Origin of the sequence: Chitinophaga filiformis (genome assembly GCF_023100805.1) — a bacterium.
Lineage (GTDB): Bacteria > Bacteroidota > Bacteroidia > Chitinophagales > Chitinophagaceae > Chitinophaga > Chitinophaga filiformis_B.
This window is the reverse complement of sequence record NZ_CP095855.1, coordinates 7,730,188-7,756,629: the sequence shown is the minus strand read 5'-3', so window position 1 is coordinate 7,756,629 and position 26,442 is coordinate 7,730,188. Positions and strand designations below refer to the sequence as shown.

The 26,442-nt window shown below is 48.3% G+C and carries 20 protein-coding genes; 14 read left to right on the top strand and 6 right to left on the bottom strand.

All coding sequences use genetic code 11. The features are described 5' to 3' along the window. Nucleotides 1-169 precede the first annotated feature (169 nt). The 13 genes from tgt (at nt 170) to MYF79_RS30230 (ending at nt 19,775) form a co-directional block, all read left to right on the top strand. On the top strand, nt 170-1,300 hold the full coding sequence (gene tgt / locus MYF79_RS30290) for a tRNA guanosine(34) transglycosylase Tgt (protein WP_247811577.1): 1,131 nt from the start codon (nt 170-172) through the stop codon (nt 1,298-1,300). A gap of 22 nt (nt 1,301-1,322) precedes the next feature. Beyond that, on the top strand, nt 1,323-2,402 hold the full coding sequence (locus tag MYF79_RS30285; protein WP_247811576.1) for an LptF/LptG family permease: 1,080 nt from the start codon (nt 1,323-1,325) through the stop codon (nt 2,400-2,402). 197 nt (nt 2,403-2,599) lie between these two features. Next, entirely contained in the window at nt 2,600-3,919 is a 1,320-nt protein-coding gene (locus MYF79_RS30280) for a citrate (Si)-synthase, eukaryotic (protein WP_199653231.1), read from the top strand. 230 nt (nt 3,920-4,149) lie between these two features. Beyond that, complete coding sequence (gene recG / locus MYF79_RS30275; RefSeq protein WP_247811575.1) at nt 4,150-6,261, top strand: ATP-dependent DNA helicase RecG; 2,112 nt, start codon at nt 4,150-4,152, stop codon at nt 6,259-6,261. Nucleotides 6,262-6,488: 227 nt separating this feature from the next. Further along, nucleotides 6,489-10,190: a PKD domain-containing protein gene (locus tag MYF79_RS30270; RefSeq protein WP_247811574.1), complete on the top strand. Its 3,702-nt coding sequence runs from the start codon at nt 6,489-6,491 to the stop codon at nt 10,188-10,190. A 4-nt stretch (nt 10,191-10,194) separates the two neighbouring features. Beyond that, entirely contained in the window at nt 10,195-11,217 is a 1,023-nt protein-coding gene (locus MYF79_RS30265; RefSeq protein ID WP_247811573.1) for a PorP/SprF family type IX secretion system membrane protein, read from the top strand. Between the two features lie 27 nt (nt 11,218-11,244). Further along, on the top strand, nt 11,245-12,651 hold the full coding sequence (locus MYF79_RS30260; RefSeq protein WP_247811572.1) for an FAD-binding oxidoreductase: 1,407 nt from the start codon (nt 11,245-11,247) through the stop codon (nt 12,649-12,651). A gap of 27 nt (nt 12,652-12,678) precedes the next feature. Further along, on the top strand, nt 12,679-13,260 hold the full coding sequence (locus MYF79_RS30255; RefSeq protein WP_247811571.1) for a hypothetical protein: 582 nt from the start codon (nt 12,679-12,681) through the stop codon (nt 13,258-13,260). A gap of 758 nt (nt 13,261-14,018) precedes the next feature. Beyond that, entirely contained in the window at nt 14,019-14,717 is a 699-nt protein-coding gene (locus MYF79_RS30250) for a TIGR00730 family Rossman fold protein (RefSeq protein ID WP_199653227.1), read from the top strand. A gap of 35 nt (nt 14,718-14,752) precedes the next feature. Further along, entirely contained in the window at nt 14,753-15,397 is a 645-nt protein-coding gene (locus MYF79_RS30245) for an O-methyltransferase (protein WP_247811570.1), read from the top strand. 38 nt (nt 15,398-15,435) lie between these two features. Continuing rightward, entirely contained in the window at nt 15,436-17,139 is a 1,704-nt protein-coding gene (locus tag MYF79_RS30240) for a glucosaminidase domain-containing protein (RefSeq protein WP_247811569.1), read from the top strand. An 18-nt stretch (nt 17,140-17,157) separates the two neighbouring features. Beyond that, complete coding sequence (gene hpt / locus MYF79_RS30235) at nt 17,158-17,694, top strand: hypoxanthine phosphoribosyltransferase (protein WP_247811568.1); 537 nt, start codon at nt 17,158-17,160, stop codon at nt 17,692-17,694. 311 nt (nt 17,695-18,005) lie between these two features. Beyond that, nucleotides 18,006-19,775: a vWA domain-containing protein gene (locus MYF79_RS30230; RefSeq protein WP_247811567.1), complete on the top strand. Its 1,770-nt coding sequence runs from the start codon at nt 18,006-18,008 to the stop codon at nt 19,773-19,775. 4 nt (nt 19,776-19,779) lie between these two features. Here the strand turns inward: MYF79_RS30230 and MYF79_RS30225 are convergent, their stop codons facing one another. The 3 genes from MYF79_RS30225 to MYF79_RS30215 all read right to left on the bottom strand — a co-directional run bounded on the left by MYF79_RS30225 (nt 19,780) and on the right by MYF79_RS30215 (nt 22,664). Then, nucleotides 19,780-20,727 carry a class I SAM-dependent methyltransferase gene (locus tag MYF79_RS30225; RefSeq protein WP_247811566.1) on the bottom strand — a complete coding sequence of 316 codons (948 nt, stop codon included), beginning with the start codon at nt 20,725-20,727 and terminating at the stop codon, nt 19,780-19,782. A 154-nt stretch (nt 20,728-20,881) separates the two neighbouring features. Next, nucleotides 20,882-22,042, bottom strand: a complete 1,161-nt coding sequence (gene dnaJ, locus MYF79_RS30220) for a molecular chaperone DnaJ (RefSeq protein ID WP_199653221.1) — start codon at nt 22,040-22,042, stop codon at nt 20,882-20,884. Nucleotides 22,043-22,106: 64 nt separating this feature from the next. Further along, complete coding sequence (locus tag MYF79_RS30215; protein WP_247811565.1) at nt 22,107-22,664, bottom strand: nucleotide exchange factor GrpE; 558 nt, start codon at nt 22,662-22,664, stop codon at nt 22,107-22,109. Between the two features lie 383 nt (nt 22,665-23,047). Here MYF79_RS30215 and MYF79_RS30210 point away from each other — a divergent pair, with 383 nt between their 5' ends. Further along, entirely contained in the window at nt 23,048-24,220 is a 1,173-nt protein-coding gene (locus MYF79_RS30210) for a class I SAM-dependent rRNA methyltransferase (protein ID WP_247811564.1), read from the top strand. 154 nt (nt 24,221-24,374) lie between these two features. Here the strand turns inward: MYF79_RS30210 and MYF79_RS30205 are convergent, their stop codons facing one another. The 3 genes from MYF79_RS30205 to MYF79_RS30195 form a co-directional block, all read right to left on the bottom strand. After that, nucleotides 24,375-24,725 carry a T9SS type A sorting domain-containing protein gene (locus tag MYF79_RS30205; RefSeq protein WP_247811563.1) on the bottom strand — a complete coding sequence of 117 codons (351 nt, stop codon included), beginning with the start codon at nt 24,723-24,725 and terminating at the stop codon, nt 24,375-24,377. A gap of 138 nt (nt 24,726-24,863) precedes the next feature. Next, complete coding sequence (locus MYF79_RS30200) at nt 24,864-25,334, bottom strand: redoxin domain-containing protein (RefSeq protein WP_247811562.1); 471 nt, start codon at nt 25,332-25,334, stop codon at nt 24,864-24,866. Nucleotides 25,335-25,391: 57 nt separating this feature from the next. Further along, nucleotides 25,392-26,429 carry a PorP/SprF family type IX secretion system membrane protein gene (locus MYF79_RS30195; protein WP_247811561.1) on the bottom strand — a complete coding sequence of 346 codons (1,038 nt, stop codon included), beginning with the start codon at nt 26,427-26,429 and terminating at the stop codon, nt 25,392-25,394. Nucleotides 26,430-26,442 lie beyond the last annotated feature (13 nt).

Sequence of the window (26,442 nt, the reverse complement as noted above, 5' to 3'; positions counted from 1 at the left end):
TTATCTGTATAAGCCTGTGGAAAAAAAGATTTTTTAATGAGAATGAACTGTTTACAATCGCCCGGAGAGACGGGTGCTTTCCCGGCCCCGAATGAAGGTTTCTGCATAATTCCCCTTATTTTTGCCCCCTGAAAATGGCAGGAATAGCCTCAAGCATTCAGATACCGAGATGAATTTTGAACTGATAACAACAGATAGCAACAGTAAAGCCCGTGCCGGCGAGATCACCACAGGTCACGGCAGGATCGAAACGCCTATTTTCATGCCGGTAGGCACTGTAGGCAGTGTAAAAGCAGTGACGCAGGAACAGTTGCGCGATGATGTGCAGGCTCAGATCATCCTGGGAAATACCTATCACCTGTACCTTCGCCCCGGTATGGATGTACTGTCGCAGGCAGGTGGGTTACATAAATTTAATGGCTGGGACAGACCCCTGCTGACAGACAGTGGCGGATACCAGGTGTTTTCCCTGGCAGCCAACCGCAAGATCAAGGAGGAGGGGGTTGTATTCCAGTCACATATCGATGGCTCCCGTCACCTGTTCACGCCGGAGAATGTAATGGACATCCAGCGGACCATCGGGGCCGACATTATTATGGCCTTTGATGAATGCCCGCCATACCCTTCGGAATACCGATATGCCAAAAAGTCGATGGAACTGACCCACCGTTGGCTGGACCGCTGTATCAAACGCCTGGCGGAAACACAACCCGCCTATGGTCATGAGCAGACCTTGTTCCCTATTGTACAGGGCAGCACCTATAAAGACCTGCGTACTATCTCGGCTACAGAGATCGCCGCCAGGGATTGTGCCGGCAATGCCATCGGCGGCCTGAGCGTAGGCGAGCCGGAACAGGATATGTATGAAATGTGTGGACTGGTATGCGATATCCTGCCCGAACAGAAGCCCCGCTACCTGATGGGGGTGGGCACTCCCTGGAACATCCTGGAGAATATTGCCCTGGGGGTAGATATGTTCGATTGCGTAATGCCTACCCGTAACGGACGTAATGGTATGCTGTTCACCTGGAATGGCGTAATAAATATCAAAAACAAGAAATGGGCGACCGATTTTACCCCGGTAGATGAGAACAGTGCCTGTTTTGCCAGCAACCGTTACACCAAGGCTTACCTGCGCCATTTATTTGCCGCGGGGGAGATCCTGGGGATGCAGCTGGCCAGTATCCATAATATTGCTTTTTACCTGGAACTGGTGAAGGAAGCCAGGAAGCAGATCCTGGCCGGTAATTACGCCAGCTGGAAAAATACTATGGTGCCACAGTTGAAACAAAGACTTTAGATTTATATTATCTTGCCCTTATATGACAAAGATAGACTGGTATATCCTACGTAAGTTCATAGGTACCTTTATTTACTCCCTCATGATCCTTCTGATCATTTCCGTAGTGATAGACGTGACGGAGAAGATTGACGACTTCATGAATAATAACCTGTCTTTCTACACGATCGTAGTAGACTACTACTTCGGCTTTATCCCGCATATCGCCGCATTGTTGTTCCCGCTCTTTATTTTCATCTCTGTGATCTTCTTCACTTCCAAGATGGCTTACAGGACTGAGATCATCGCCATCCTGTGTAGCGGGGTCAGTTTCCGCCGCTTTTTACGCCCCTACTGGATAGGAGCGCTCCTTTTCGGAGGCCTGCTGTGGCTGGGGAACAGGTGGACCGTGCCTATAGCCAATAAGATCAGGACCAAGTTCGAAAATGCCTATGTGCATAAACAGTCGGCTCAGCAGAATATATATGATAAGACCATCCGCGTGGACAGTTTTACCTATGTCACTTTCGGATCTTATGACCCTAACTATAAAAGTGGCGCCAACTTCCTGCTGGAAGACGTGCATGGACAGAACATTATGTTCAAGATGAAGGCCGACAGGGTGACCTGGGACTCTACCACCAATATGTGGAAACTGGACTACGTGACCATGCGCTCTATCAACGGGCTGAAGGAACACTGGTGGACGAAAACAGATACTTCGATAAAGATTGCCCTGCATCCGAAAGAGATGTACGAAGAGTCAAATATACAGGAGGCCATGACAACTCCCGAACTGAACAGGTTCATTGCCAGGGAGGAGCTGAGAGGGGCAGAAGGACTGAACATATTCTATGTTGAAAAATACAGGCGTACAGCCTCCTGCGGGGCAGTGATCATCCTTACACTGATTGGTGGGATTATTGCTTCTAAAAAAGTAAGGGGAGGAAGTGGATTACACCTGGCTGTGGGAATAGTGATCAGCGCCAGCTACATTATCTTCCTGCAGTTTGCCACGGTATTTTCTATTAAGGCAGACCTCAATCCTTTGCTGGCGGTGTGGATACCTAACTTCCTGTTTGGAGGGCTGGCTTTCTGGCTGTATCTGCGGGCGCCGAAATAAAATTTCACATTTCTTTAATTTATCGTGCGTAACATTAATATTTACTTATTTGTATATTGGAAATCAGTTGTTTGAAAGTTATTTCGTTAATAGTTACCTGTAATTCCATGATTATAAGCAGCTAAAGTTTTCAACAAATCATTACTTTTGACAATTGATCCGATTTTTTGTTATCATTACCTAATCAACAGTTTAAAATGGGGTATATAAAAGAAAAATTCAAGGTAAAGGCCGATGAGCTCAATGCGGAAGTGAAGGACCTCGTGAAGAACCATGGCAATAAGAAGATAGAGGATGTTACATTGGCCCAGGTATACCAGGGAATGCGTGGCATCACTGGCTTGGTGACAGAAACATCATTACTGGATGCAAACGAAGGGATCCGTTTCCGTGGATATTCCATTCCGGAACTGAGGGAGAAAATGCCAAAAGTTAAAGGTGGTGCTGAGCCTTTGCCGGAAGGATTATTTTACCTGATGTTGATAGGAGAACTGCCCTCAGAAGCAGACGTGCAGCACCTCTCTAACCAGTGGGCACGCCGCTCTCATGTGCCTAACCACGTTTTTGCTGCTATAGACGCCCTGCCGGTGACTACGCACCCGATGACCATGTTCACCGTAGGTGTAATGGCCATGCAGACAGAATCTGCTTTTGCGAAAGCTTACGCAGAAGGCATGAATAAAAAGGATTACTGGAGCGTGATGTACGACGATGCAATGGATCTCATTGCCCGTCTGCCACGTATCGCTGCGTATATTTATCGCCGTAAATATAAGAACAACAACCACATACAACCGAACGGTCTCCTGGACTGGGCTGGTAACTTTGCTCACATGCTGGGTTATGAAGATGAAGGCTTCAAAGAACTGATGCGTCTCTATATGACCATTCACGCTGACCACGAAGGCGGTAACGTGAGCGCACATACTACCCACCTGGTAGGTTCTGCGCTGAGCGATGCTTACCTGTCATTCGCTGCAGGTATGAACGGTCTGGCTGGTCCGCTGCATGGTCTCGCTAATCAGGAAGTGATCAAGTGGATACTTGACATGCGTGAAGAGCTGGGTGGTGGTATGCCTACCAAACAGCAGATCGAAGATTACGTACGTAAGACCCTGAGCGAAGGTAAAGTAGTACCCGGCTACGGTCACGCTGTGCTGCGTAAGACAGATCCCCGTTTCACCGCACAGATGGAGTTTGCAAAGAAACACCTGTCTGACGATGAGCTGGTACGTATCGTATGGCTGGTATATGAAACCGTGCCACCGATCCTGGAAAGCCTCGGTAAGATCAAGAACCCATGGCCTAACGTAGATGCGCATTCCGGTGCACTGCTGGTACATTATGGCCTGGTAGAATATGAATTCTATACTGTATTGTTCGGCGTATCCCGCGCGCTGGGTGTACTGGCTTCCCTGTGTTGGGACCGTGCGCTTGGTTTCTCTCTCGAAAGACCTAAATCCGTTACTACAGAATGGATGAAGCAATTTGTGGAAGGTAAGGTAGAAGCTGAGTAAACACCAGTTACCAATAATATTCTAAAGAGGCTGTATCCAAAGTACAGCCTCTTTTTATTCATGCACTTGCAGAGAAGGGCCAGTATTTAAGCGATTTCAGGACCTTCGTTTATTTTTGATACATCCTCGTTATTTTTGTGCCCTGCTTATTGAGAAAAGCCTGACCTTTAAAAAAGCAAAATAGCATGTCCGCAGGCCGGGAACATTCACCTGTCTGAGGAATGTCGTCTATGGATTTTAAAAACGCCATATTATCCAATCCGATAGAGTATCTGAAGGGAGTAGGCCCCCAGCGGGGAGAACTGCTGCGCAAAGAGATAGGAGTCCACACCTTCAGGGATCTGCTGTATTATTTTCCTTTCCGCTATGTGGACCGCACAAAAGTGGAAAAGATCATCAGTCTGCATATGCAGATGGATTATGTACAGATCCGCGGAAAGATCACCCGCCTGGAAGTGATAGGAGATAAGCGCGCTAAAAGGCTGGTGGCCACCCTGCGGGATGAAACCGGAGAGATATCGCTGGTATGGTTCCAGGGCTGGCAATGGATGGAAAAGTCGCTGCAGCAGAACGTGTCTTACCTGGTATTCGGGAAGATCTCTGTTTTCAATGGCTACCTGCAGATGTCGCACCCCGAAATGGACCTGCTGACGGAAGAAATTGCCGCCGGGAAACCTTTCCTGGAACCGGTCTATTATACTACTGAAAAACTAAAAGCCCGGGGTCTGACAGCTAAAGCCATCGGCAAGCTGACAAAGTCTTTATTGGAACAATTGTCTCCCGGAGAGATACCTGAAAATATTCCCCAGTCCATCCTGCAGCAATACCGGCTGATGGACCGGGCAAAAGCTTATTTTAAGATCCACCTGCCGGCGGGAGAGGATGATGCTAACCAGGCCCGCCGCAGGCTGAAATTTGAAGAGCTGTTCCTTGCCCAGATCAGGATCTGCCGGCTGAAGATCAGGCGGCAGCAGTTGTCGCACGGTTTCATCTTCAATACCGTAGGCGAAGCATTTAACACATTTTACAATCATCACCTGCCTTTCTCACTGACAGGGGCGCAGAAACGCGTACTGAAAGAGATCCGTCAGGATACCACCACCGGCAGGCAAATGAACCGCCTTATACAGGGCGACGTGGGTAGCGGAAAAACAATGGTTGCCCTGCTTACCATGCTGCTGGCGGTCGATAATGGTTTTCAGGCCTGCCTGATGGCGCCTACCGAGATCCTCTCCCAGCAACATTATAAAAGTATTGCCGGCCTGCTGGAAAATATGCCGGTAAAGGTGGCGCTGCTTACCGGCAATGTGAAGGGTAAAGCCCGGAAGCAGATCCTGAAAGAAGTGGAAGAAGGGGAGATCCATCTGCTGATCGGCACCCATGCTCTGCTGGAAAACCAGGTCGTTTTCAAGAACCTGGGTATGGCCATTGTTGATGAACAACACCGGTTTGGGGTAGCACAGCGTGCCCGCCTTTGGGAAAAGAACGTTATACCACCACATATACTTGTCATGACGGCAACTCCTATTCCCCGCACCCTGGCCATGACCGTATACGGAGACCTGGATGTGTCGGTCATTGACGAGCTGCCGCCGGGCCGTAAACCTATTACGACGGTACACCGTACGGAGTTCCAGCGGCCCCAGGTCATGGATTTTATTAAAGACGAGATCAGGAAAGGCCGGCAGGCATATATCGTATATCCGTTAATTGAAGATTCTGAAACGCTGGATTATGAAAACCTGATGAAAGGGTATGAGGAGGTGAAAGCGTTTTTCCCTGAGCCCCAATATTATATCAGCATGGTGCATGGCCGCCAGCCGGTAGAAATGAAAGAGGCCAACATGCAGCGTTTTGTAAAAGGCGATACGCAGATCATGGTAGCCACTACGGTCATAGAAGTAGGGGTGAACGTACCTAATGCCTCCGTGATGGTGATTGAGAGCACCGAAAGGTTCGGCCTTTCCCAGTTGCACCAGCTGCGCGGGCGCGTGGGAAGGGGAGCGGAACAGTCCTTTTGTATCCTCATGACGGGCAACAAGGTAGGCGCCGATTCAAAAGAACGTATCCAGGTAATGGTACAAACAAATGATGGTTTCGTCATATCTGAGAAAGATATGGAACTGCGGGGCCCCGGCGATATCGAAGGTACCCGCCAGAGTGGGCTGCTTGACCTGAAACTGGCCGATATTGTGGAGGACAGGCCCATACTGGAAGCCGCCCGCGCCAGTGCGGAAAAAATACTACAGGAAGATCCGGATTTGTCAGCACCTGAGAATCAATCCTTACAGCGGTTTCTGGCCGCCCAGCAAGGAAAATCTCAGTGGAGTAAAATTTCCTGAGCAACTTTTACGTTTATTATTTAAATGCGCCCCGGCAAGCTGGTATATTGACTTATTTTAAACTCCGGCCCGTTTCCGCCATCTATATTAATAACCGCCGGCGTTTTGGGATAATGCTACTAATTGATTTGGCGCTGTTCTTGCGGTAACAAATGTACCGCTGTCTGCGTTATTACGTATTATATAAGTGATAAAGAACTAGGAATAAACATTTTAAATCTACTCCGTTGAATTTTACTTTCCCTATAGGCTGCTTGGCTTTCCTTTTTTCGCTTTTTACGGGCGTAATGGCCAGTGCGCAGGTGCAGGTACAGGAAATCTATGACAACAAACCCCTGCAGTTTACTGAGAACAAAGGACAGTGGAACGGTGATTTCCTTTATAAAACTGATATGGGCGGAGGGGCCGCCTTTCTCAAACGTACAGGCTTTACATTCCTGCTACAGGACAAAAAACAACGCGATGCGCTGGCCGAAAGGATACATGGCCATGCACATGGTGGTAAAGATTCTGTTGTATGGGTGCCCGATCCCAGCTATGCTGCCAACGTGAAGTCCGGCGCTGTAAATAATGCAGCTGCCCGGAAGGAAGATGGCGATGCTGGTGGAACGCTGCCGCTTCCCGAAGTAAAAGGGCATGCATATGAGGTGAGCTTCCTGAACGCCGGAACGCCTGAAATCACTGCCGAAAAAGCGTCTGAAAGTTATGCCAACTACTTCATCGGCAATGACCCTAAAAAATGGGCCTCCGGTGTAAGATCTTATCAACTCGTTAATTACAAGGCATTGTACAAGGGCGTTGACATGCAGGTGTATTCGGAAGCAGGTGTGCTGAAATATGACCTCATCGTACAACCCGGCGCTGATCCTTCCCAGATACAGCTGCAATATACAGGCGTGGACAAACTGGAGATCAAAAAAGAACAGCTGATCATCACAACCTCCGTAGGTACCGTTACAGAACAGATGCCCTTTGCATATCAGTACATTGACAATCAGCGTGTATCCGTGAAAGTATCTTATGTACTGAGCGGATTGAAACTGAAGTTCAAGGTCTCCGGCAAATATGATAGTAATTATCCCCTGGTGATAGATCCTTCCTACATCTTTTCCACCGTATCGGGCTCACAGGCTGATAACTGGGGGTTCACTGCTACCTACGACAATGTGGGCGCCTTCTATGGCGGTGGTATTGTATTCAATGTAGGATACCCTGTTACGCCCGGTGCAGTGCAGAATACTTATGCTGAAGGTGGTTTTGATATCGGTATCAGCAAGTTTTCTGCAAATGGCCGTAACCTGATATATGCCACCTACCTGGGTGGCGGTGGTAAGGAACAGCCACATAGTCTCTTTGTAGATCCTGCCGGTAACCTGGTGATCTCAGGAAGAACTACCTCCGGCAATTTTCCCGGCGCCGCTTCCAATAACGGTCAGCCGGTAGTAGTCGGCAACCGTGGTGGATGGGATATTGCCGTTACAAAGCTCAATGCCACAGGTTCCGCCATCATCGGTTCTATGATTGTGGCCAGTCCTGGCGATGACGGTGTGAATATCAGGGAAGACAGAACCCTGGGCGCTTCTGTGCTGCTGCGTAACTATGGTGATGATGCCCGTAGCGAAGTGGTGATAGACAACACCGGCAATATCTATGTGGCCAGCTGTACCCGCTCTGATAGATTCCCGGTAACATCCGGCGCCTTTCAGACGGCTTTCGGCGGTGCACAGGACGGCGTGATACTCAAAATAGATCAGAATTGTTCCAACCTGCTCTGGGCCAGCTTTATTGGTGGCAGTAAGGAAGATGCAGCCTATGTACTGGCCTTGAACGGCGGTACATTGTATGTTGCCGGCGGTACTGCCAGCAACAATTTCCCGATCAGGGGAAATCCCATCTATGGATCCTACAGAGGCGGCATATGCGATGGTTTTATTGCACATATCAGCGCCGACGGTACAAGTATATTGCAGAGTACCTATATGGGCGCCAACACGGTGGCGGCCGACCAGGTGTATGGCATCCAGCTGGACTCCAAAGGTTTTGTATACATCATGGGTACCACAGAGGGTACCTGGCCTGTACAGCAGGCGCCTAATACAGGCACATTTTACAATGACAACTCAAAACAATTCATTTCGAAACTGCAGCCAGACCTGTCAGCATTCGTGTACTCCACTACCTTCGGGAAAGGGGCTTCGACGCCCAGTATCTCACCGGTAGCTTTCCTGGTAGACCGTTGTGAAAACGTGTACGTATCCGGATGGGGTGGCGGTATTGACATTGACCTGCATTATCCGAATTCCAATACAGCAGGATTGCCGCTGAAGAATCCTTTACAGCGTACCACGGATACCCAGGACTTCTACTTCTTCGTATTACAGCGCGATGCTACCGATATCCTGTTTGGCAGCTACTTTGGTGGTAATGGTACTTATGAGCATGTGGATGGCGGTACCAGCCGTTTTGATCGTAACGGGGTGATCTACCAGGGTATCTGTGCATGGTGCCCAACCAACAGAACAGACTTCAGGCCCCGTTATCCGACTACACCGGGAGCATATGCAACAACAGCTCCGCCTAACTGTAACCTCGGCGCCCTGAAGATCGCCTTCAACCTGGATGGTGTAAAGGCAGGTATCAAAACACTGGAAAGAAGAACGAATTATTGTGTACCGGCTACCATTACTTTTGTTGATACTACACGTATACCGGCACAGACCTGGACATGGAATTTCGGAGATGGTTCCGCACCTGTAACCGGTAAAGACACCATTCAGCATACTTACAACAATCCGGGCAACTACAGGGTAACGCTCATCAAATGTGATCCTGCCAGTTGCAATGGTTGCGATACAGCAGTACTGGATCTGCGTATCCGTACAAACAGGGCTGACTTTGATATGACAGCGCAGCGTCTCCCGCCATGTGAAGACCTGAATTACCAGTTCAATTTCGCTGCACTAACGCCACCGAATCCTCCTTTCACCGCTACTTCCTTTACGTTGAATTTCGGTGATAATACACCTTCAATTCCAGTAGGGCCAGGCAATTTCCCAGCTACGCACCGCTATGCGGCAGAAGGCGTGTACAACGCAACATTGACCCTCGTGGATACGAACTATTGTAATGCACCGCATATCGATACGGTACCATTGCGTGTAGCACAGAATGTAAGGGCTTCTTTCGTTGCGCCCGACAGCACCTGTGTACCTGCTACCATTGAGTTTGTGAATACGACCCTGGGAGGTGAAACATTTGCATGGGACTTCGGTGACGGCACTACATCAACTGAAGTGAATCCTGTACACATATATCCTAATGCGGGCAGTTATCCGGTATCGTTACATGTAGTAGATAACAACACCTGTAACAAAACCGACGACACCACCATGGTGATCAACGTGTTCCCGCCGCCAACAGCCGACTTTACTTTTGCACCAACGAAACCGGTGGAAAATACGCCTGTCACTTTTACGAACCAGTCTTCTCCTGATGCTGTCAGCTTCCTGTGGGAATTTGGAGACGGAGAGGGTTCTACACAAACGAATCCGGCGCACCAGTACAACAAGACCGGAATATTTGATGTATACCTAATATCCTCAAACAGCGCGGGTTGTACGGATACAGCCCACAAGCAGGTGAGTGCTATCGTAATACCGCTGTTTGATATCCCATCCGCGTTCTCACCGAACAGGGATGGTGTAAATGATGTATTCCTGGTAAAAGGATTTGGTATTGCCAAGTTTAATATGAAGATCTATAACCGCTGGGGCCAGATGGTGTTTGAATCCATTGATCCGTTGATAGGATGGGACGGAAGCTTTAAAGGTGCAGTGCAACCAATGGACGCCTATGCATATGTGATCAACGTACAGTTCAGTGACGGTACCACAGCCACCAAGAATGGAAGTGTAACCTTGTTAAGATGATGATATGAAGCAGATTTTTAAACACATCGCAGGTTGTATAATGTTGTTAACCGCAACATTGGAAGGGAATGCACAGGATATGCATTTCTCGCAGTACTTCAATTCACCGCTCCTTACAAACCCTGCTAATACAGGCTTCATTCCGGACGGCAACTACCGTATCGGCATCAATTACCGTAACCAGTGGGCCAGTATCCCGGTTCCTTATAAGACCATGTCAGTCTTTGGAGATTTTCAGTTGTTCCGTGACAGGCTTGAATATGGCTGGTTAGGTTTAGGCGGTGTAGTATTAAGGGACGTGGCAGGCAGTGGTAATCTGACCTCCACCAAAGCATACGCATCTATCGCCTATCACCAGTTGCTGGGACAGAGCAGCCTGTTATCGCTGGGCTTCAATGTAGGATCTGCCAGTAAAAGGGTAGATGTAACGAAACTGACCTTCGGCGACCAGTGGAATGGAAAGTTCTTTGACGCCCAGGTACCTACTGCAGAACCTTTCAGCCAGACAAAGATCTCTTACTTTGATATGCAGGTAGGGATGAACTATGCCTATTTCCCTACAGACAATATCTACATTAATGTCGGTGTATCGGCACAACACATCAATACACCAAGGGAAACATTCTTCGCAGGAGATAATGAGATTGCACGCCGGTACATCGCCTTCCTGAACGGAAGCTTTAAACTGAGCGATAAAGTGATAGTGAATCCCTCCGCCTACTACGCAAGGCAGGCCAGAGCTACAGAGAAAGTGTTTGGTGGTAACCTGGCCTATAATCTTTCCGGCGACGGAGGAACACAGTTGTATGGTGGCGCCTATTACCGTATGAACGACGCGGCCGTATTCCTGGTGGGATATCAGCTGAACAGGGTGAAGATCATGTTCAGTTACGACGTAACCACATCATCATTGGCACAGTTCAATAACCGCCGCGGCGCTTATGAGATTGGTATTGTTTATACCGGCTTGTATCCCAACCGTAGTTTTACAGGCGCCAGAAGGTCTGTTATTTGTCCTTCGTTTTAACAGGATGCTTTTTCCTATTTTTGTTACATGATCGATTTTGCGAAAGTAAATACCCGCCATCTCGAAGCTTTTCGTGAGATAGTAGGGACGGCGTATGTGATAGTTGATACAGAGCACCTGGACAACTATGCACATGATGAAACAGAAGATTTGCACTATCTGCCAGAGGTGGTGTTGAAACCGGATACTACCGAACAACTGAGCCGCATTATGCGCTTGTGCCAGCAGGAAGGCCTGCCGGTCACGCCCCGCGGCGGTGGTACAGGTCTGAGCGGTGGCGCATTGCCACAATGGGGCGGTGTGCTTATCTCCATGGAACGGTTTAACCGGATCCTTGACCTGGATGAAAGGAACCTGCAGGTGACCACTGAACCCGGTGTGATCACAGAGGTATTGCAGGACGCTGTAAAAGAAAAGGGCTTATTTTATCCTCCCGACCCCAGCAGCAGAGGCTCCTGCTTTATCGGGGGGAATATTGCAGAGAACTCCGGAGGGCCTAAAGCTGTTAAATATGGGGTAGTGAAGGACTACGTGCTGAACCTGGAAATGGTACTTCCCTCCGGGGATGTGATCTGGACGGGGGCTAATGTGCTGAAAAATGCCACCGGCTACAACCTGACGCAGCTGGTGGTAGGTAGTGAAGGTACACTGGGCATTGTTACCAAGATCGTACTCCGCCTGATACCACTGCCGAAGTTCAACCTCCTGATGCTGGTGCCTTTCCGGTCTGCTGAAAATGCCTGTGCAGCAGTAAGCGCTATCTTCCGGGCAGGGTTCACGCCTTCCGCCATGGAATTCATGGAAAGGGATGCCCTGGATTGGGTGAGCAAGTATGTAGACAGCAGCACTGTTAAAATAGAAGATGATGTGCAGGCCCACCTCCTGATAGAAGTGGACGGAAACTATCCCGATGTGCTGATGCAGGAGATGGAAGGAATCGCAGGCGTAGTGACTGAGTTCGACTGTGGGGAGATCCTTTTTGCAGAAGATCATCAGCAGAAAGAAGAGCTCTGGAAATTGCGCCGCCGGGTGGCGGAAGCTGTCAAGGCCAATTCTGTTTATAAAGAGGAAGACACTGTAGTACCAAGGGCAGAACTACCGGTGTTGCTGAAAGGTGTAAAAGACATAGGACGTAAATATGGTTTCCATTCTGTGTGTTACGGACATGCGGGCGATGGTAACCTGCATGTGAATATCATCCGGGGAGAACTGACGGAAGAGCAATGGAACGGTACGCTGAAAGAAGGTATCCGCGAGATCTTCCTGCTGGTAAAGCAACTGGGAGGCACCATCAGCGGAGAACATGGAATAGGCCTGGTACAGAAAAGTTATATGGATGTGATATTCGATAACACCTCCATGCAATTGATGCGGCAGATCAAGCAGGTGTTTGACCCATCCAATATACTGAACAGGGGAAAGATTTTTGATTGATGATAAACCATTTAAAAGGACAGTAATATGAAACGTTTATTGTTGTGTTTTTTACTGCTGACAGCTGTACAACTGGTACATGCACAGTATTACAAAACAGATACAACCAGGAAGAAAGAATTTGATGCCTCCCGCCTCATTGTAGGTGGCTCCATGGGACTGGCATTTGGAGATTATACCAATATCAATATATCCCCGCTGGTGGGTTATCGTATTTCCCAGTTATTTGCGGCAGGTCTCGCCATCAATGCGCAATACGGGTCCGAGCGTTTCCGCGATTACTACGGTAATACCGGTCAGCGTAACCAGTACAGCATTTTTGGCGGTGGCGTATGGGGCCGCGTATATCCGCTGGATTTCCTTTTTATACACATCCAGCCGGAATATAATCACATTAATCTCAAAAGCACCTATTATGACACTGATCCGAAAACAGTGGTCAAGGACAGCTATGGCGTGAGCAGCTTGCTGATGGGAGGTGGCTATACACAACCTATCGGAGGCAATGCAGCATTCAGTATTATGGCTTTGTATGATGTACTGCAGGATAGCAGGTCTCCATACCAGAATGGGCTGATATTGCGTGTGGGTGCGACTATCGGATTGTAAGGGTAAAATTAGTTTGATAAAGGGATCAGGCATTTAATGCCTGATCCCTTTTGTTTTTCTGCTACTTAGCTGCCTCCCATAAGTAGCAGGGCGCAACCCGATATATGAGGCATTGGGCTACTAATATGAGATATCGGATATCAAATATCAAATATGAAATATGGATACGGATATGAGATACAGGCGCGCGCATATTGCGACAAGCTGCCCCAGCGCCTGCGTCTTTATACACCAGTTTTCCCGCATAACCCGGCAGCGTTAATTGTTAATTCCCAATAGTTTTTATCATGTTAGGAATTAACAAAGATTATCTGTATTTTAAGTAAAAATTGGCCCCCCTCAAGGTCAATATGATGAAACTAAACCACGTTGTATGAAAACACTGTACTGTTCACATGCCTGTACATGCAGGCTGTCATTATTACACCACTACTAACTTGGAAAGGAAAAAGCATTGAACGTTATGCGTTATGGCCAGCTATGGATAAAAATTATGTGGTATGTCAAACAACGGCAACTACATGTTCATAACGTGTTAAATGTTAAGCGGGTTTCTTTCAAGTTACCTGCTTCTTTTTAAGCATTGTTGCCCCATCAGCTTCAGCAATGTTGCTTTAGTTAACGCCATCCATATATGCTCAATGGACATGATGGGGGACTGATCTGTGTCTTAACTGTCCTGCTGCTTTATATTCGCTGTCATAATCCCGGCAGTTTTTCAGTATTTTAGCCAATTATAGAACAAACAACTCTCAGTAATGAACGATCGTTTAATGCATTTGAAGGAGAGAGACTGGACAGAAACAAAAGCACATTCCAGCTGGCAGATATTCAAGATCATGGCCGAGTTCGTGGATGGCTTTGAATCTCTCGCAAAAATGGGCCCCTGTATCTCTATATTCGGTTCTGCACGTACTAAACCCGGAAGCAGGTATTATGAACTGGCGCACGATATCGCCAAACGACTGGCGGATGAAGGCTTCGGCATTATCACGGGGGGAGGCCCCGGTGTTATGGAAGCCGCCAACAGAGGAGCGCAGGAAGTAAAAGGGAAATCTGTCGGTGTGAATATCTCACTGCCGCATGAACAGAACCCCAACCCGTATATTGACCATGACAAGAACATGCACTTTGATTACTTCTTTGTGCGTAAAGTAATGTTCACTAAATATTCACAGGGCTTTGTCATGATGCCCGGCGGCTTCGGCACCATGGATGAATTTTTCGAAGTAGCCACACTTATCCAGACCAAGAAAATGACGGAAACCCCAATGGTGCTGGTGGGCAGGGAATACTGGAGCGGGCTGCTGGAGTGGATCCGCAGCACCATGATGGAAAAGGAAAGCAATATTTCGCCGGAAGATCTGGGCCTGTTAAAGCTGTTTGATACAGCCGACGAAGTTGTGGAATACTTCAGGGTATTCTACACAACAAATAAGTTGCGCCCCAACTTCTAGCATTTATTGCCATATTTTTGCAAAAATTATACAACATGGATATAATTCCTGCTGCTGTAGAAGCGTTTGCAGAAAAGTATACAAGTCCTGAAACAGATGTGTTGAAACGGTTACACCGGGAAACATACCTGAAGGTAGAGCAACCGCATATGTTAAGCGGCCAGTTGCAGGGGCAGTTCCTGAGCCTGGTGAGCCATATGCTGCAACCGCTGAAGATACTGGAGATCGGGACATATACCGGTTACTCAGCTATCTGCCTGGCACAGGGATTAAAGGAGGGAGGTGTATTGCACACCATCGACATCAACGAGGAAAGAGAAGAAATGTGCCAGCGCTATTTTGTGGAAGCAGGATTATCCGGAAAGATAAAAATGCATATCGGTAAGGCAGCAGATATTATAACCCGGCTGGACGAAGTATTCGACCTGGTATTTATCGATGCAGATAAGACAGGCTACGGAAACTATTACGATCTGGTCTGGGATAAGATACGTCCGGGGGGATTTATACTGGCAGATAATGTGCTCTTTCATGGAGAGACATTACTGGAACCATCAAGACAAAGTACCAATGCCAAAGCAATGATCAGTTTCTGCGAAAAAGTAGCAGCTGACGGCAGGGCGGAACAGTTATTGCTGACGCTCAGAGACGGCCTGATGATCATCAGAAAGATAAACTGATCCACTTACGCTAACCGCACCCATTAAATTCAACATACATGCAACTAAGGAGATCTGTTTTAGTGTGTAGCTTCCTGTTTGGCTGCATGCCCATGCTGAGGGCTCAAACGCAAAACGCGAGTACCCAGCAGTATATCGCGAAGTATAAAGACATCGCTATTGCTGAAATGCAGCGTAGCGGTATACCTGCTTCCATCAAACTGGCACAGGGCATACTGGAAACACAGTCTGGCGGCAGCTGGCTGGTGCAAAACTCCAACAACCATTTCGGCATAAAATGTAAGAACAACTGGGCCGGCGAAAGTGTCAGGTATGATGATGATGCCCGCCAGGAATGCTTCCGCAAATATCCATCTGCAGCCGATTCCTATAAAGATCACTCAGATTTTTTGCGGAACAATCCCCGGTATGCGTTCCTCTTCCAGTTCCAGGAAGAAGATTATAAATCATGGGCCTATGGGCTGAAACAGGCAGGATATGCCACCAGCAACACCTATCCGCAGCAGCTCATAAAACTCATTGAAGATTACAACTTACAGCAGTACACGCTGGAGGGAGAAGGGGTAACCAAAGCCGGAACGAACAACGCCAAGACCGGCGATGAAGTGGTGGCATCGAAACCATCTAAAGCGCCCGTTGCGGGCACCGGTAAACCATCCGGCATTACCAAGGCCAATGCACCTAAAGGCGTGTTCCAGATCAACGATCGTAAAGTAATACTGGTACCTGCAGGGACCTCACTGATACAGATAGCCGATCAGCGGGATATCAAACTGCGTAACCTGGTTCACTACAACGACCTGCCGAATGATGATCCATTACCGAAAGAAACTTTCATCTTCCTGCAGAAAAAGGGTAAATCAGGTAAGAATGACTACCATACAGTAGCTGCGGGAGAAACCATGTACGACATTGCTCAGTCGGAAGGTATCCAGCTCCGCTGGTTACGCCGTCGTAATAAGATGAAGGAAGGAGAGGAACCGGAAATAGGAGAGCGGCTGGCATTAGCAGGTTACGCTAATAAAGCGCCCCGCCTTGCGAAAAATGCACCGGTAGAAGACCCTACAGAGGGCGACTTTAAGCCCGGGCAAATCGTTGAAGATGTCAGAACAGAAATGGAACGGCAGGAGGAAATAGCACAGCAGAACGCAGCACAGCAACAGCAACAGAACAATACATCGGCCCCAAAAAGTAATCTGCCTCCAGGTATGGAGGATGACCTGAAAAAGCTTGGTGAGGTGAAATCGACCGGTGGCGGTGCGGCGCAGAATACACCTGCATCGTCAAAACCTGTGGCCACCCAGCCATCGTCTTCGCAGCCTGTATATTCTTCCAAACCTGCACAAACCGGTGCACAATCATCAGGTACACAGCCTGCCACACCGGTGCCATCGTCGCCATCTTCTTCACAGCCTGTATACACTTCGAGGCCGCCGGCTGGTACACAGCCTTCAGCTACGCAACCAGCTGCACCGGTGCAGCCTGCGCCTGTAGCGGAGAAACCGGCAGCGCCTGTAGCAACAACATCTCCTGCTCAACCTGCGGGCACACCATCGCAACCTGCCGGAACGGGAGGCCCTGTCAGGGATGGCAACTCATTATATCATGAAGTACAGACGAAAGAAACACTATATGGTATTGCGAAACGTTACAACGTAACAGTAGAGCAGTTGCAACAATGGAATCATCTGGAAAGTTTTGATATCAAAATAGGACAACGGCTTTTGGTCGGCAAAATCTAATCACATAAAACGAATCGCATGTCTGTTATCCGGGTACACGATAAACAGTTCGAACCATACATCAGCGCTGAAAAGTTACAGGAGCGCATCAGGGAACTGGCCACTGCCCTCAATAATGATCTGAAGGGAGAAAAGCCTCTATTCATCGCTATTCTGAATGGCTCTTTTATGTTTGCTGCAGATGTTTTTAAGTACCTCACCATCGAGGCGGAAATATCTTTCATTAAACTGGCCTCTTACAAGGGCATGAAATCTACTGGTAATGTAGTGCAGGCCATTGGTCTCGATGAAGACCTGTATGGCCGGACCGTGGTTATCCTGGAAGACATTGTAGATACCGGCAAGACCCTGAGCCAGTTCCTGCCGCAGCTGGAGCATCAGCAGCCTAAAAAACTGATGGTGGCCGCCCTGCTTACCAAACCGGAAGCAATGCAGCATCCTATCAACATCGATTACCTGGGTTTTTCCGTGCCCAATAAATTCCTGCTGGGATACGGACTGGATTATGATGGCCTGGGACGCAACCTGCCAGAGATATACAAACTGGTGGAATAATCAGATCATCATCATATGATCCCGGATATAGTTCCGGGATGATACGCCCTGTTTAATCGGATCTGATTAAACAGGGCGTTGTTATTGAACCCCGTCGGGGCGTAATGGCATGCCCCCGGCTTCCTGATTATCAACACAGGCCCCGGAATTGTTACACCGGACTATAGACACGGTGCTCCAACGAGGCAGATCTGCCGGTCCAAATAGAAATCGTAATAGCCTGTCAGTACTGGCTTTGTGTTCGTTCTTTCACAATTCCTCCCTTCCTTTTTCCGTTTTTATTATATTTATGTATAACTGATGCAAAACTGATGCAAAGGCTCCTTATGCTGCTTGTCGGCTTAATTATCCTTGTACCTGGGAGAGCTCAGAAGATATGGATTTCAGGGGCAGTCGAAGACAGCATCTCCCACAGTCCACTGCAGGGAGTGATCGTCACAGTAAACAATGATACCGCCAGGGTTATTACGAACCAGTACGGACTTTTTCGCATTGCGGTGCCCTCTCAGGACGCGATACTTTTATTTCACCATAACAAATACTTCCCGAAGCGCTTGTCTGCGGGGGTATACAGTCGTATGCTTGTTCAGTTGAGCAGCAGGGAAGAGGTCCAGGATGATGTGGCTAAAAAGGCCAAAGCCATTGCCCGGGAACGTTCTTCCAATGGCTCTAATCCCAATTATGGCAATTCTGCCATGGGAACCCGTGCCTTCTTTGATGAGACCTATGGGACACTATACGAGAATAAGTTTGTCGAAACTGATATAAAGAATGCTTCGATGTTCGCCGTAGATGTGGACAGGGCTGCCTATAGCAACATCCGGCGTTTCGTAAAGCTAAAGGAGAAGATTCCGGTCAACGCTGTTCGTATCGAGGAGATGATGAACTACTTCCATTATCATTATTCACTACCTCCTCCCGGCCAGACATTGGTGATCTACAGTCATTATGCCACCTGCCCCTGGGCGCCCGAGCACCGTTTGTTACAGATAGCGGTGCGGGGCAAGGCCGTCAACCTCGATAGTCTGCCGCCCAGCAACCTCGTTTTCCTGATAGATGTTTCCGGGTCGATGTCCTTACCGAATAAGCTGCCCTTGTTACAGGCCGCCTTTCGCATCCTGGTCAATAACCTGCGCAGCAATGACCATGTAGCGATTGTAGCCTATGCCGGTACGCCAGGTATCATTCTGCCCAGTACTCCCGGCGATCAGAAGGCGAAGATCCTGAACGCCATTGACAATCTCAGTGCAGGCGGGGCCACAGCAGGGGAGGCGGCCATTAAGCTGGCGTACAAGATAGCGGAAGAGAATTTCATTAAAGACGGCAACAACCGGGTGATCATGGCAACAGACGGGGATTTTAACGTGGGGCAGACGAGCGATTATGATATGGAACAGCTCATACTGGGTAAAAAGGAGACAGGCGTACTGCTCACCTGCCTGGGTTTCGGCATGAAGAACTATAAGGATTCCAAACTAGAGACCTTGTCCAGTAAAGGGAATGGCAATTTTGCCTATATAGACAACCTGGAAGAAGCGAATAAGATCTTCGCCCGGGAATTTGGCAGTACCTTGTTTACAGTGGCAAAAGATGTGCAGGCTGATGTGCTTTTTAATGCGCGTACAGTGAAGTCTTACAGGTTGATCGGTTATGAGAATAAAGTAATAAAGGATGAAGATTCTGTAACCGACAAGATCTCCGGAGGAATTATTGGGGCAGGGCATTGCGCAGTGGCTATGTATGAGATCGTTCCGCAAAATGGAAAGATGGAAGGAGACAGCTCGCTGGCTACCATTCAGCTGGGGTACCGGGAAGCAATAGATACCACCATGAAATACCTGCATTACCGGGTACCGGGCGATCTGACAGCATTCAGGGACGCCTCCGGCGATTTCAGGTTTGCCAGTGCCGTGGCCCTGATGGGGATGCTGCTCAGGAAATCTGCCTATAAGGGTAATGGCTCCTGCAATATGGTGCTGGACATTGCCAAACACTCGCTGGAAGATGATCCGGGCGGTTATCGCAGGGAATTCATTGCCCTGCTGAGAGAGCTCAGGAAATCGAAGAAAATAGAAGATTAACCCCTCATCGCGTGATCTTATAACATTTCCTGATCAGCTTCTGCTGGAAATCGAACGGCATTGTCTGCGCCGTTATGTCCTTTATTTCAGCCGCCAGTATACGGTCGCTGTCCAGTACAAAACGGCGGTAATTATTACTGAAGTAAATGACGCCGCCCGGCTTTGTAGCGCTCAGTACCTTGTTCAGTATGGAGACGTGGTCCCGCTGGATGTCCAGGAACTCTTTCATACGTTTACTGTTAGAGAAGGTAGGCGGGTCGAGCACTACCAGGTCAAATTCTTCTTCAGGAAGGGTGTCCAGGTATTGCAGTACATCAGCATGAACAAAGCGGTGTTTTGCTACATCAAAGCCGTTCAGGCGCATATTTTCTTCTGCCCAGGCCAGGTAGGTCTTGGAAAGATCTACGGAGGTGACCTGTGAGGCACCACCAGCAGCAGCATAAACAGAAAAAGAGCCGGTATAGCAGAAAAGGTTCAGCACCTTTTTGCCTGCTGCGGCATCTCTGACCATACCCCGGGTAATACGGTGGTCGAGGAAGAGACCGGTGTCCAGGTAGTCGGACAGGTTTACCTTGAAGGAAAGGCCGGCTTCCTGTACGGTCATTTCATGGCTTTCGAAAGACAGTTTCTCATATTGCTCCTGCCTGCTGGCCTTGCGCTGGCGTTGCTTTACGAATATCTTTTCCAGGGGTACTTCCAGCACCCTGGATATTACCCCGAGGCTGCTATCCAGCCAGTTTTCATGTTCTTCTTCTTCCATGCCATGCTGGCGCTGGTATTCCGCCACATAGATGTGGTCTTCATATAATTCTATACTGAAGGGAAATTCAGGAATATCATCATCGTACACCCTGTAGCAGGTAATATTTTGCCGGCGCGCTGTTTTGCGCAGGTGTTTGAACACCTTTACCAGGCGGTTTTCCAGCATCTGAAGTTTTGACGGATCGAACATGTAACCTGTAAAAGTAAAAAATATAAAAGTAAGAAAGACAAAAGGCTGTTCGCCTATGGCGGACAGCCTTCTTATATTGGAAACGTTGATCGTACGCTTTGTTGGTACCAGTTACTCATGCTGCCGGCGAATGACGGACGGGAGCGGCTGGGTATTAGCTGAAGATATCCCTTACCTTTTCGAAGAAGCCTTTTTCGGACTTTTCCGGGTTTGGCTTGAAGTTGTCGGACGACTGGATCTTTTCCAGGAAAGCCTTTTCTTCGCTGCTCACCTGCTGAGGGGTCCAGACATTGACGTGTATCAGCTGATCTCCTTTCTCATAAGAGTTGACGGAAGGGAATCCTTTACCTTTCAGGCGGAAGATCTTTCCGCTCTGTGTACCGGCTGGTATTTTGATCTTGGCTTTGCCGTCGATGGTAGGTACTTCCACAGAGGTGCCAAATACTGCATCAGGGAAGGAGATGTAGAGGTCATAGGCTACATTCAGGCCATCGCGTTGCAGTTCAGGATGTGGTTCTTCTTCAATGAGTATAAGCAGATCGCCGGGAGCGCCGCCTCTTTCGCCGGCATTACCTTTTCCACTCATGCTCAGTTGCATACCTTCCTGTACACCTGCCGGGATGTCGATGCTTACCATTTCTTCGCCGTAAACGCGTCCTTCACCTTTACAGTGGCCGCATTTGCTGGTAATGGTCTGTCCTTCGCCATGGCAGGTAGGGCAGGTAGTTACCGTCTGCATCTGGCCCAGGAAGGTCTGGGTTACCTTCCTTACCTGGCCGGAACCACCACAGGTGCCGCAGGTCTGGAACGCATTTTTATCTTTGGCTCCCATGCCGCCACAGTGGTTGCAGGGAACATATTTTTTAACCTTGATCTTTTTGTTGGCGCCTTTCGCGATCTCCTCATATGTAAGACGGATCTTGATGCGCAGATTGGAACCACGGGTTCCTCTGCCGCGCCTGCCGCCACCACCGCCGCCGCGGTTGCCACCAAAGAAGCTGCCGAAGATATCGTCACCGAAGATGTCCCCAAAGTTGGAGAAGATATCATCCATGTTCATACCGCCGCCATTGAAGCCTCCGCGGCCTCCTACACCAGCATGTCCGAAACGGTCATATTGGGCCCGCTTATCGGCATCACTCAGCACTTCATAGGCTTCTGCTGCCTCCTTGAATTTCTCCTCCGCTTCCTTGTTGTCGGGGTTTCTGTCAGGATGGTATTGCATCGCCACCTTGCGGTAGGCCTTTTTTATTTCATCCTGCGAGGCAGACTTGGCAATACCCAGTATTTCGTAGTAATCTCTTTTGGTAGACATATATCACACTAAGGCCGGCAAATTGCCGGCATGGTTAATGAAAGCATTTCTGTCAGAACGTCACTTATTTCCCTACTATAACCTTGGCATGACGTATCAATTTGTCATTCAGGTAGTACCCCTTCTGCATATCGTCAATTACCTTTCCTTTCAACTCTTCTGAGGGTGCGGGAATCTCAGTGATGGCATCGTGTAGATCAGGATTAAACTCGGTGTGCAAACTCTCCATAGGTTTAAGGCCCTTGGCTTGCAGGGTCGATTTTAATTTATTGAAAACCAGCGCAACGCCATCTTTTACGGCATTAATGTCGGTAGCATTTTCTAACTGTTTGGCTGCACGTTCGCTATCATCCAGTACATCCAGTAAGGAAATGATCACTTCCTTGCTGGCCGTTTGCATCAGTTCAATACGTTCTTTGGCCGTACGCTTCTTGAAATTGTCAAACTCCGCAACCAGGCGAAGGTATTTATCCCTCATTTCATTGAGCTCCTGTTGTTTCTTGTCCAGTTCGCTTTCATCCGCCAAGGCATCGTTGAGGTGTGTGGTGCCGCTCAGGTTCTCATCAGCATTAATATCCGGCATGCCTTTACCATTTTCGGTGTCCTGTCCGTTTGTCTGCATATCTTTTACGTTTTCTTTTATGAAGTAATATTGTCTGCAAAGGTACGTCAGACAATTAACTTGCCAAGATGGAAAGAAAAGACAAATTGACACAAGGCTGATGATGCCCGGGAGGCCGTCCTGACTTCGCCCTTGTTTCGTCAGGTATTCGCTTCGTCTTCGCTTCGGCTATATAGCAGTTCCCTACCTGTAGGCGCTATGGGCCTGCATTTGTCCTACTATTCTATAGCGTTCGCTATAGAACAGTGCCTATAATGCTATAGCAGAGTGCCTGTAAGTAGGAGGTTCCACCGGATCTCCACACTATCTGAAGGCTATCCCGACCCTAAATTCCCCATCCTAATCTGTAATTGCCTTACCTTTGCAGCCTGGAAAAAATTGCAATGACCAAAGTTTTTTTAAAGAAAAAGATACAAAACCGTGTGCTGCAGGGCCATCCATGGGTATTTGGTAACGAAGTGGGAACAATTGATGGACCGGTGACCGCTGGCGATACGGTGGATGTATTTACACATCAGGGCTTTTTCATCGGCAGGGGATATATCAACCCTCAGTCCCAGATACTGGTGCGTTTGCTTACACGCGACAAAGACGAGCAGATCGACGCTGAATTCTTCTACCGCCGTCTGCTGAAGGCATGGAAATACCGCCAGCAGCTGGGCTATGTGGAAAACTGCCGCCTGGTGTTCGGAGAGGCGGATGAAATGCCGGCGCTGGTGATCGATAAGTTCAACGACCATTTTGTACTGCAGACGCTGGCATTGGGGATGGACCGCTGGAAAGGCGCTATCGTGGATGCACTGAACAGGATATTTTCACCTAAGGGGATCTATGAGCGTAATGACGTACCGGTACGTGAACTGGAAGGACTGCCGCAGCAAAAGGGCTTTTTAAGCGCCCCTTTTGACACCAATGTGATCATCAATGAGAATGGTCTGAAGTTCCATGTAGATATCGAAAATGGCCAGAAAACGGGTTATTTCCTGGATCAGCAGGATAACCGCCGTGCCATCCAGCATATTGTGAAAGGCGCCGACGTACTGGAAGCATTCTGCTATACCGGTACCTTCTCCTGCCATGCGGGCCACTACGGGGCCAAAAGCGTACTGGGACTGGATATTTCGGAACATGCTGTAAATACCGCCCGCAGGAACGCCACCCTGAACAACCTGGATGATGTATGTAAGTTCCAGGCAGTCAACGCATTTGATGTATTGAAGCAATGGACACGTGAAGAAAAGAAATTCGATGTGGTGATCCTGGACCCGCCGGCATTTACCAAAAGCCGTGAGAATATCCAGAAGGCCATCACAGGATACAAGGAGATCAACCTGCGTGGTATGAAACTGCTGAAACCGGGAGGATTCCTGGTAACGGCTTCCTGTACCAACCTGGTGCCGCCATCCCTTTTCCTGGAAATTATCGATATGGCCGCAAAGGATGCTAAAAAGAAACTGCGTCAGGTAACATTCCAGACCCAGGCGCAGGACCACCCGATCCTTTGGAATATTGAAAATACCACCTACCTGAAATTCCTCATTGTAGAAGTACAATAGGCCAGGGTGAAAGATCTGAAAAAGCCGCATCAGCCACGGAAAGCTGTAGAATTATAGCCGGGCCTTAACCCGGATGATGGAAGGAATTAAAAAAGGGGACCGTGCTGAACGGCCCCCTTTCTTCTATAAGTAGTTAAAGGAAATATCCTGATGATTACTTGACTACATTGAACTTGCCAGATTCCACCAGGTTGCCCTGACGGTCTCTCAACTGGAAGATATATACACCACTGTAATATTTATCCAGTTCAACAGTAGTACGTGTGTTCAGATTTTTGAACTGATCTATTCTTTTTCCCAGAAAATTAAAGACAATAAGATCATAACCTTGGTCGTTATTGTTCTGGATTTCGAAATTAATCCTGCTGGTAGCTGGGTTGGGATACAGCTTCACGATCTTACTACCTCCATCGGAAAATGGAGAAGTTTTGACGCTTTGTGCCCGTCCTGCTAAGGACGCCAGGCAAAGGAAGCAAGTAAGTAATAGTGTAGAGGTTTTCCACATACCCGTAAAGATAAAGATTTTTTCAAATATCAGTCGATTTATTTCACAATATCATCCTACGTAAAAATAACAAATGGCAAGCCAAAAAGGAAGGCTTGCCACTAGTTTTTTAAAAAAATTAACGCTTTCGGATATTTTTTATTGCAGGCTGTTTAGCGTATTCTTAACAGCTTCAAAATCAGGCAGATCGCCGGCACTTTCTAACACTTGCGCATATCTGATCGTACCTTCCTTATCCACCACGAAAGCTGCCCTTTTTGACACACCTTTCAGATCCAGCACAAATGTCTCATAAAAAGCCCCGTAGGCCTGGGAGGCTTCCTTGTTAAAATCTGACAGCAGCGGGAAATTCAGGTTTTGTTCTGCCTTGAACTTATTCAATGTGAAAGGCGAGTCAACCGATATACCCACTATGGCTGCATTCAGATTATTATAGGTCGCTATATTGTCCCTCATACTGCAAAGTTCTGCTGTACAGACACTGGTAAAGGCCATTGGAAAAAATAGGATGACCAGGTTCTGTCCTTTGAAGTCCTCCAGGGAAACTTTCTGCTTTTCTGTATTTACCAGGGAAAAAGCAGGAGCTTTTGCACCAACTGTTACGTTCATCTGTTTATCTGTTTACGTGATTAAAGTCAGATGTAAAGATAACAATTGGTGCAACAATCAGAACCTTGGACAGCGGATACTTTCCAGCGTACTGTTCCTTCCGTTGCGGAACCCTTTGAATACCAGCGATACTTCAAAACCTCCGAAGCTGTTGCTGGCTGTCTTCAGCTTTGAGATATTCGCATCATATGTTACGCCGATCTCATATTTATCCATGTCAAGACGGAAAGAGGGGATGATCGCATCCTTATAACGCATATAGGCGCCGAAATAAAATGCCCTTGTACTTTCCAGTCCGTCGTCGTACAGGCTGTAACCCAGCAATGCACCACCCAGGTATTCTGAATAGGCGCCCATGTGGATCTCATTGTACTGGGCGATGAATTTCAGCCTTTCCTGCAGCGGGAAGGTAATGCCCGCGTTAACGGTGAACTTGGGATCCAGGGCAATGGTCGCATCCTTAAAGAAGGACAGCTTTGGACGGTTAAAATGGAACAGGGCGGCGCCCAGGTAATAGGTAACCTGCTCATCTGCACCGAGGGTGCTATTGAAGCTGATACCTGCGCCTGCGTCCAGGTAAGAATATCCGCGCAGTGCCAGCCGGCCCTCTTCGCCTGTAGGCGCCGTAGGGTCGTATTGGCCGCCGGTATATTGGTTGTTGAAGGTCAGTTTGGTAGCATCGAACTGGCGCTGCACTATACCACCGGTAAAGCCCACCGACAGGAACATGCTTTTGTCCTGGCTCAGGGACTTGTGGTAATTGACAGCCGGCAATGCCTGTACCGACTGCAGGCGGGCAGTGCCTGCCCTGTCGTACGTGAACTGGATACCGGCAGTCACGAAGTCCTCACTACTTCCTACCGGGAACTTCATCTCGGCACTTAATGCGCCTGTCTGGTATGGTATGGTAACGCTGTTCCATTGATTTCTGTATACGGCCTGGATACGATAGTCTCCATTAAACAGCCCTATGAGGGCCGGATTACGTAAGATCGGAGTTTCATAAAACTGGGACAGGTGTATATCCTGTGCTACCAGTGATTGTGTGCCGCACAGGCACAGTGCCACTAACAGGTTTCTACAATTCATTCTCATGCTGGCAAGTTTT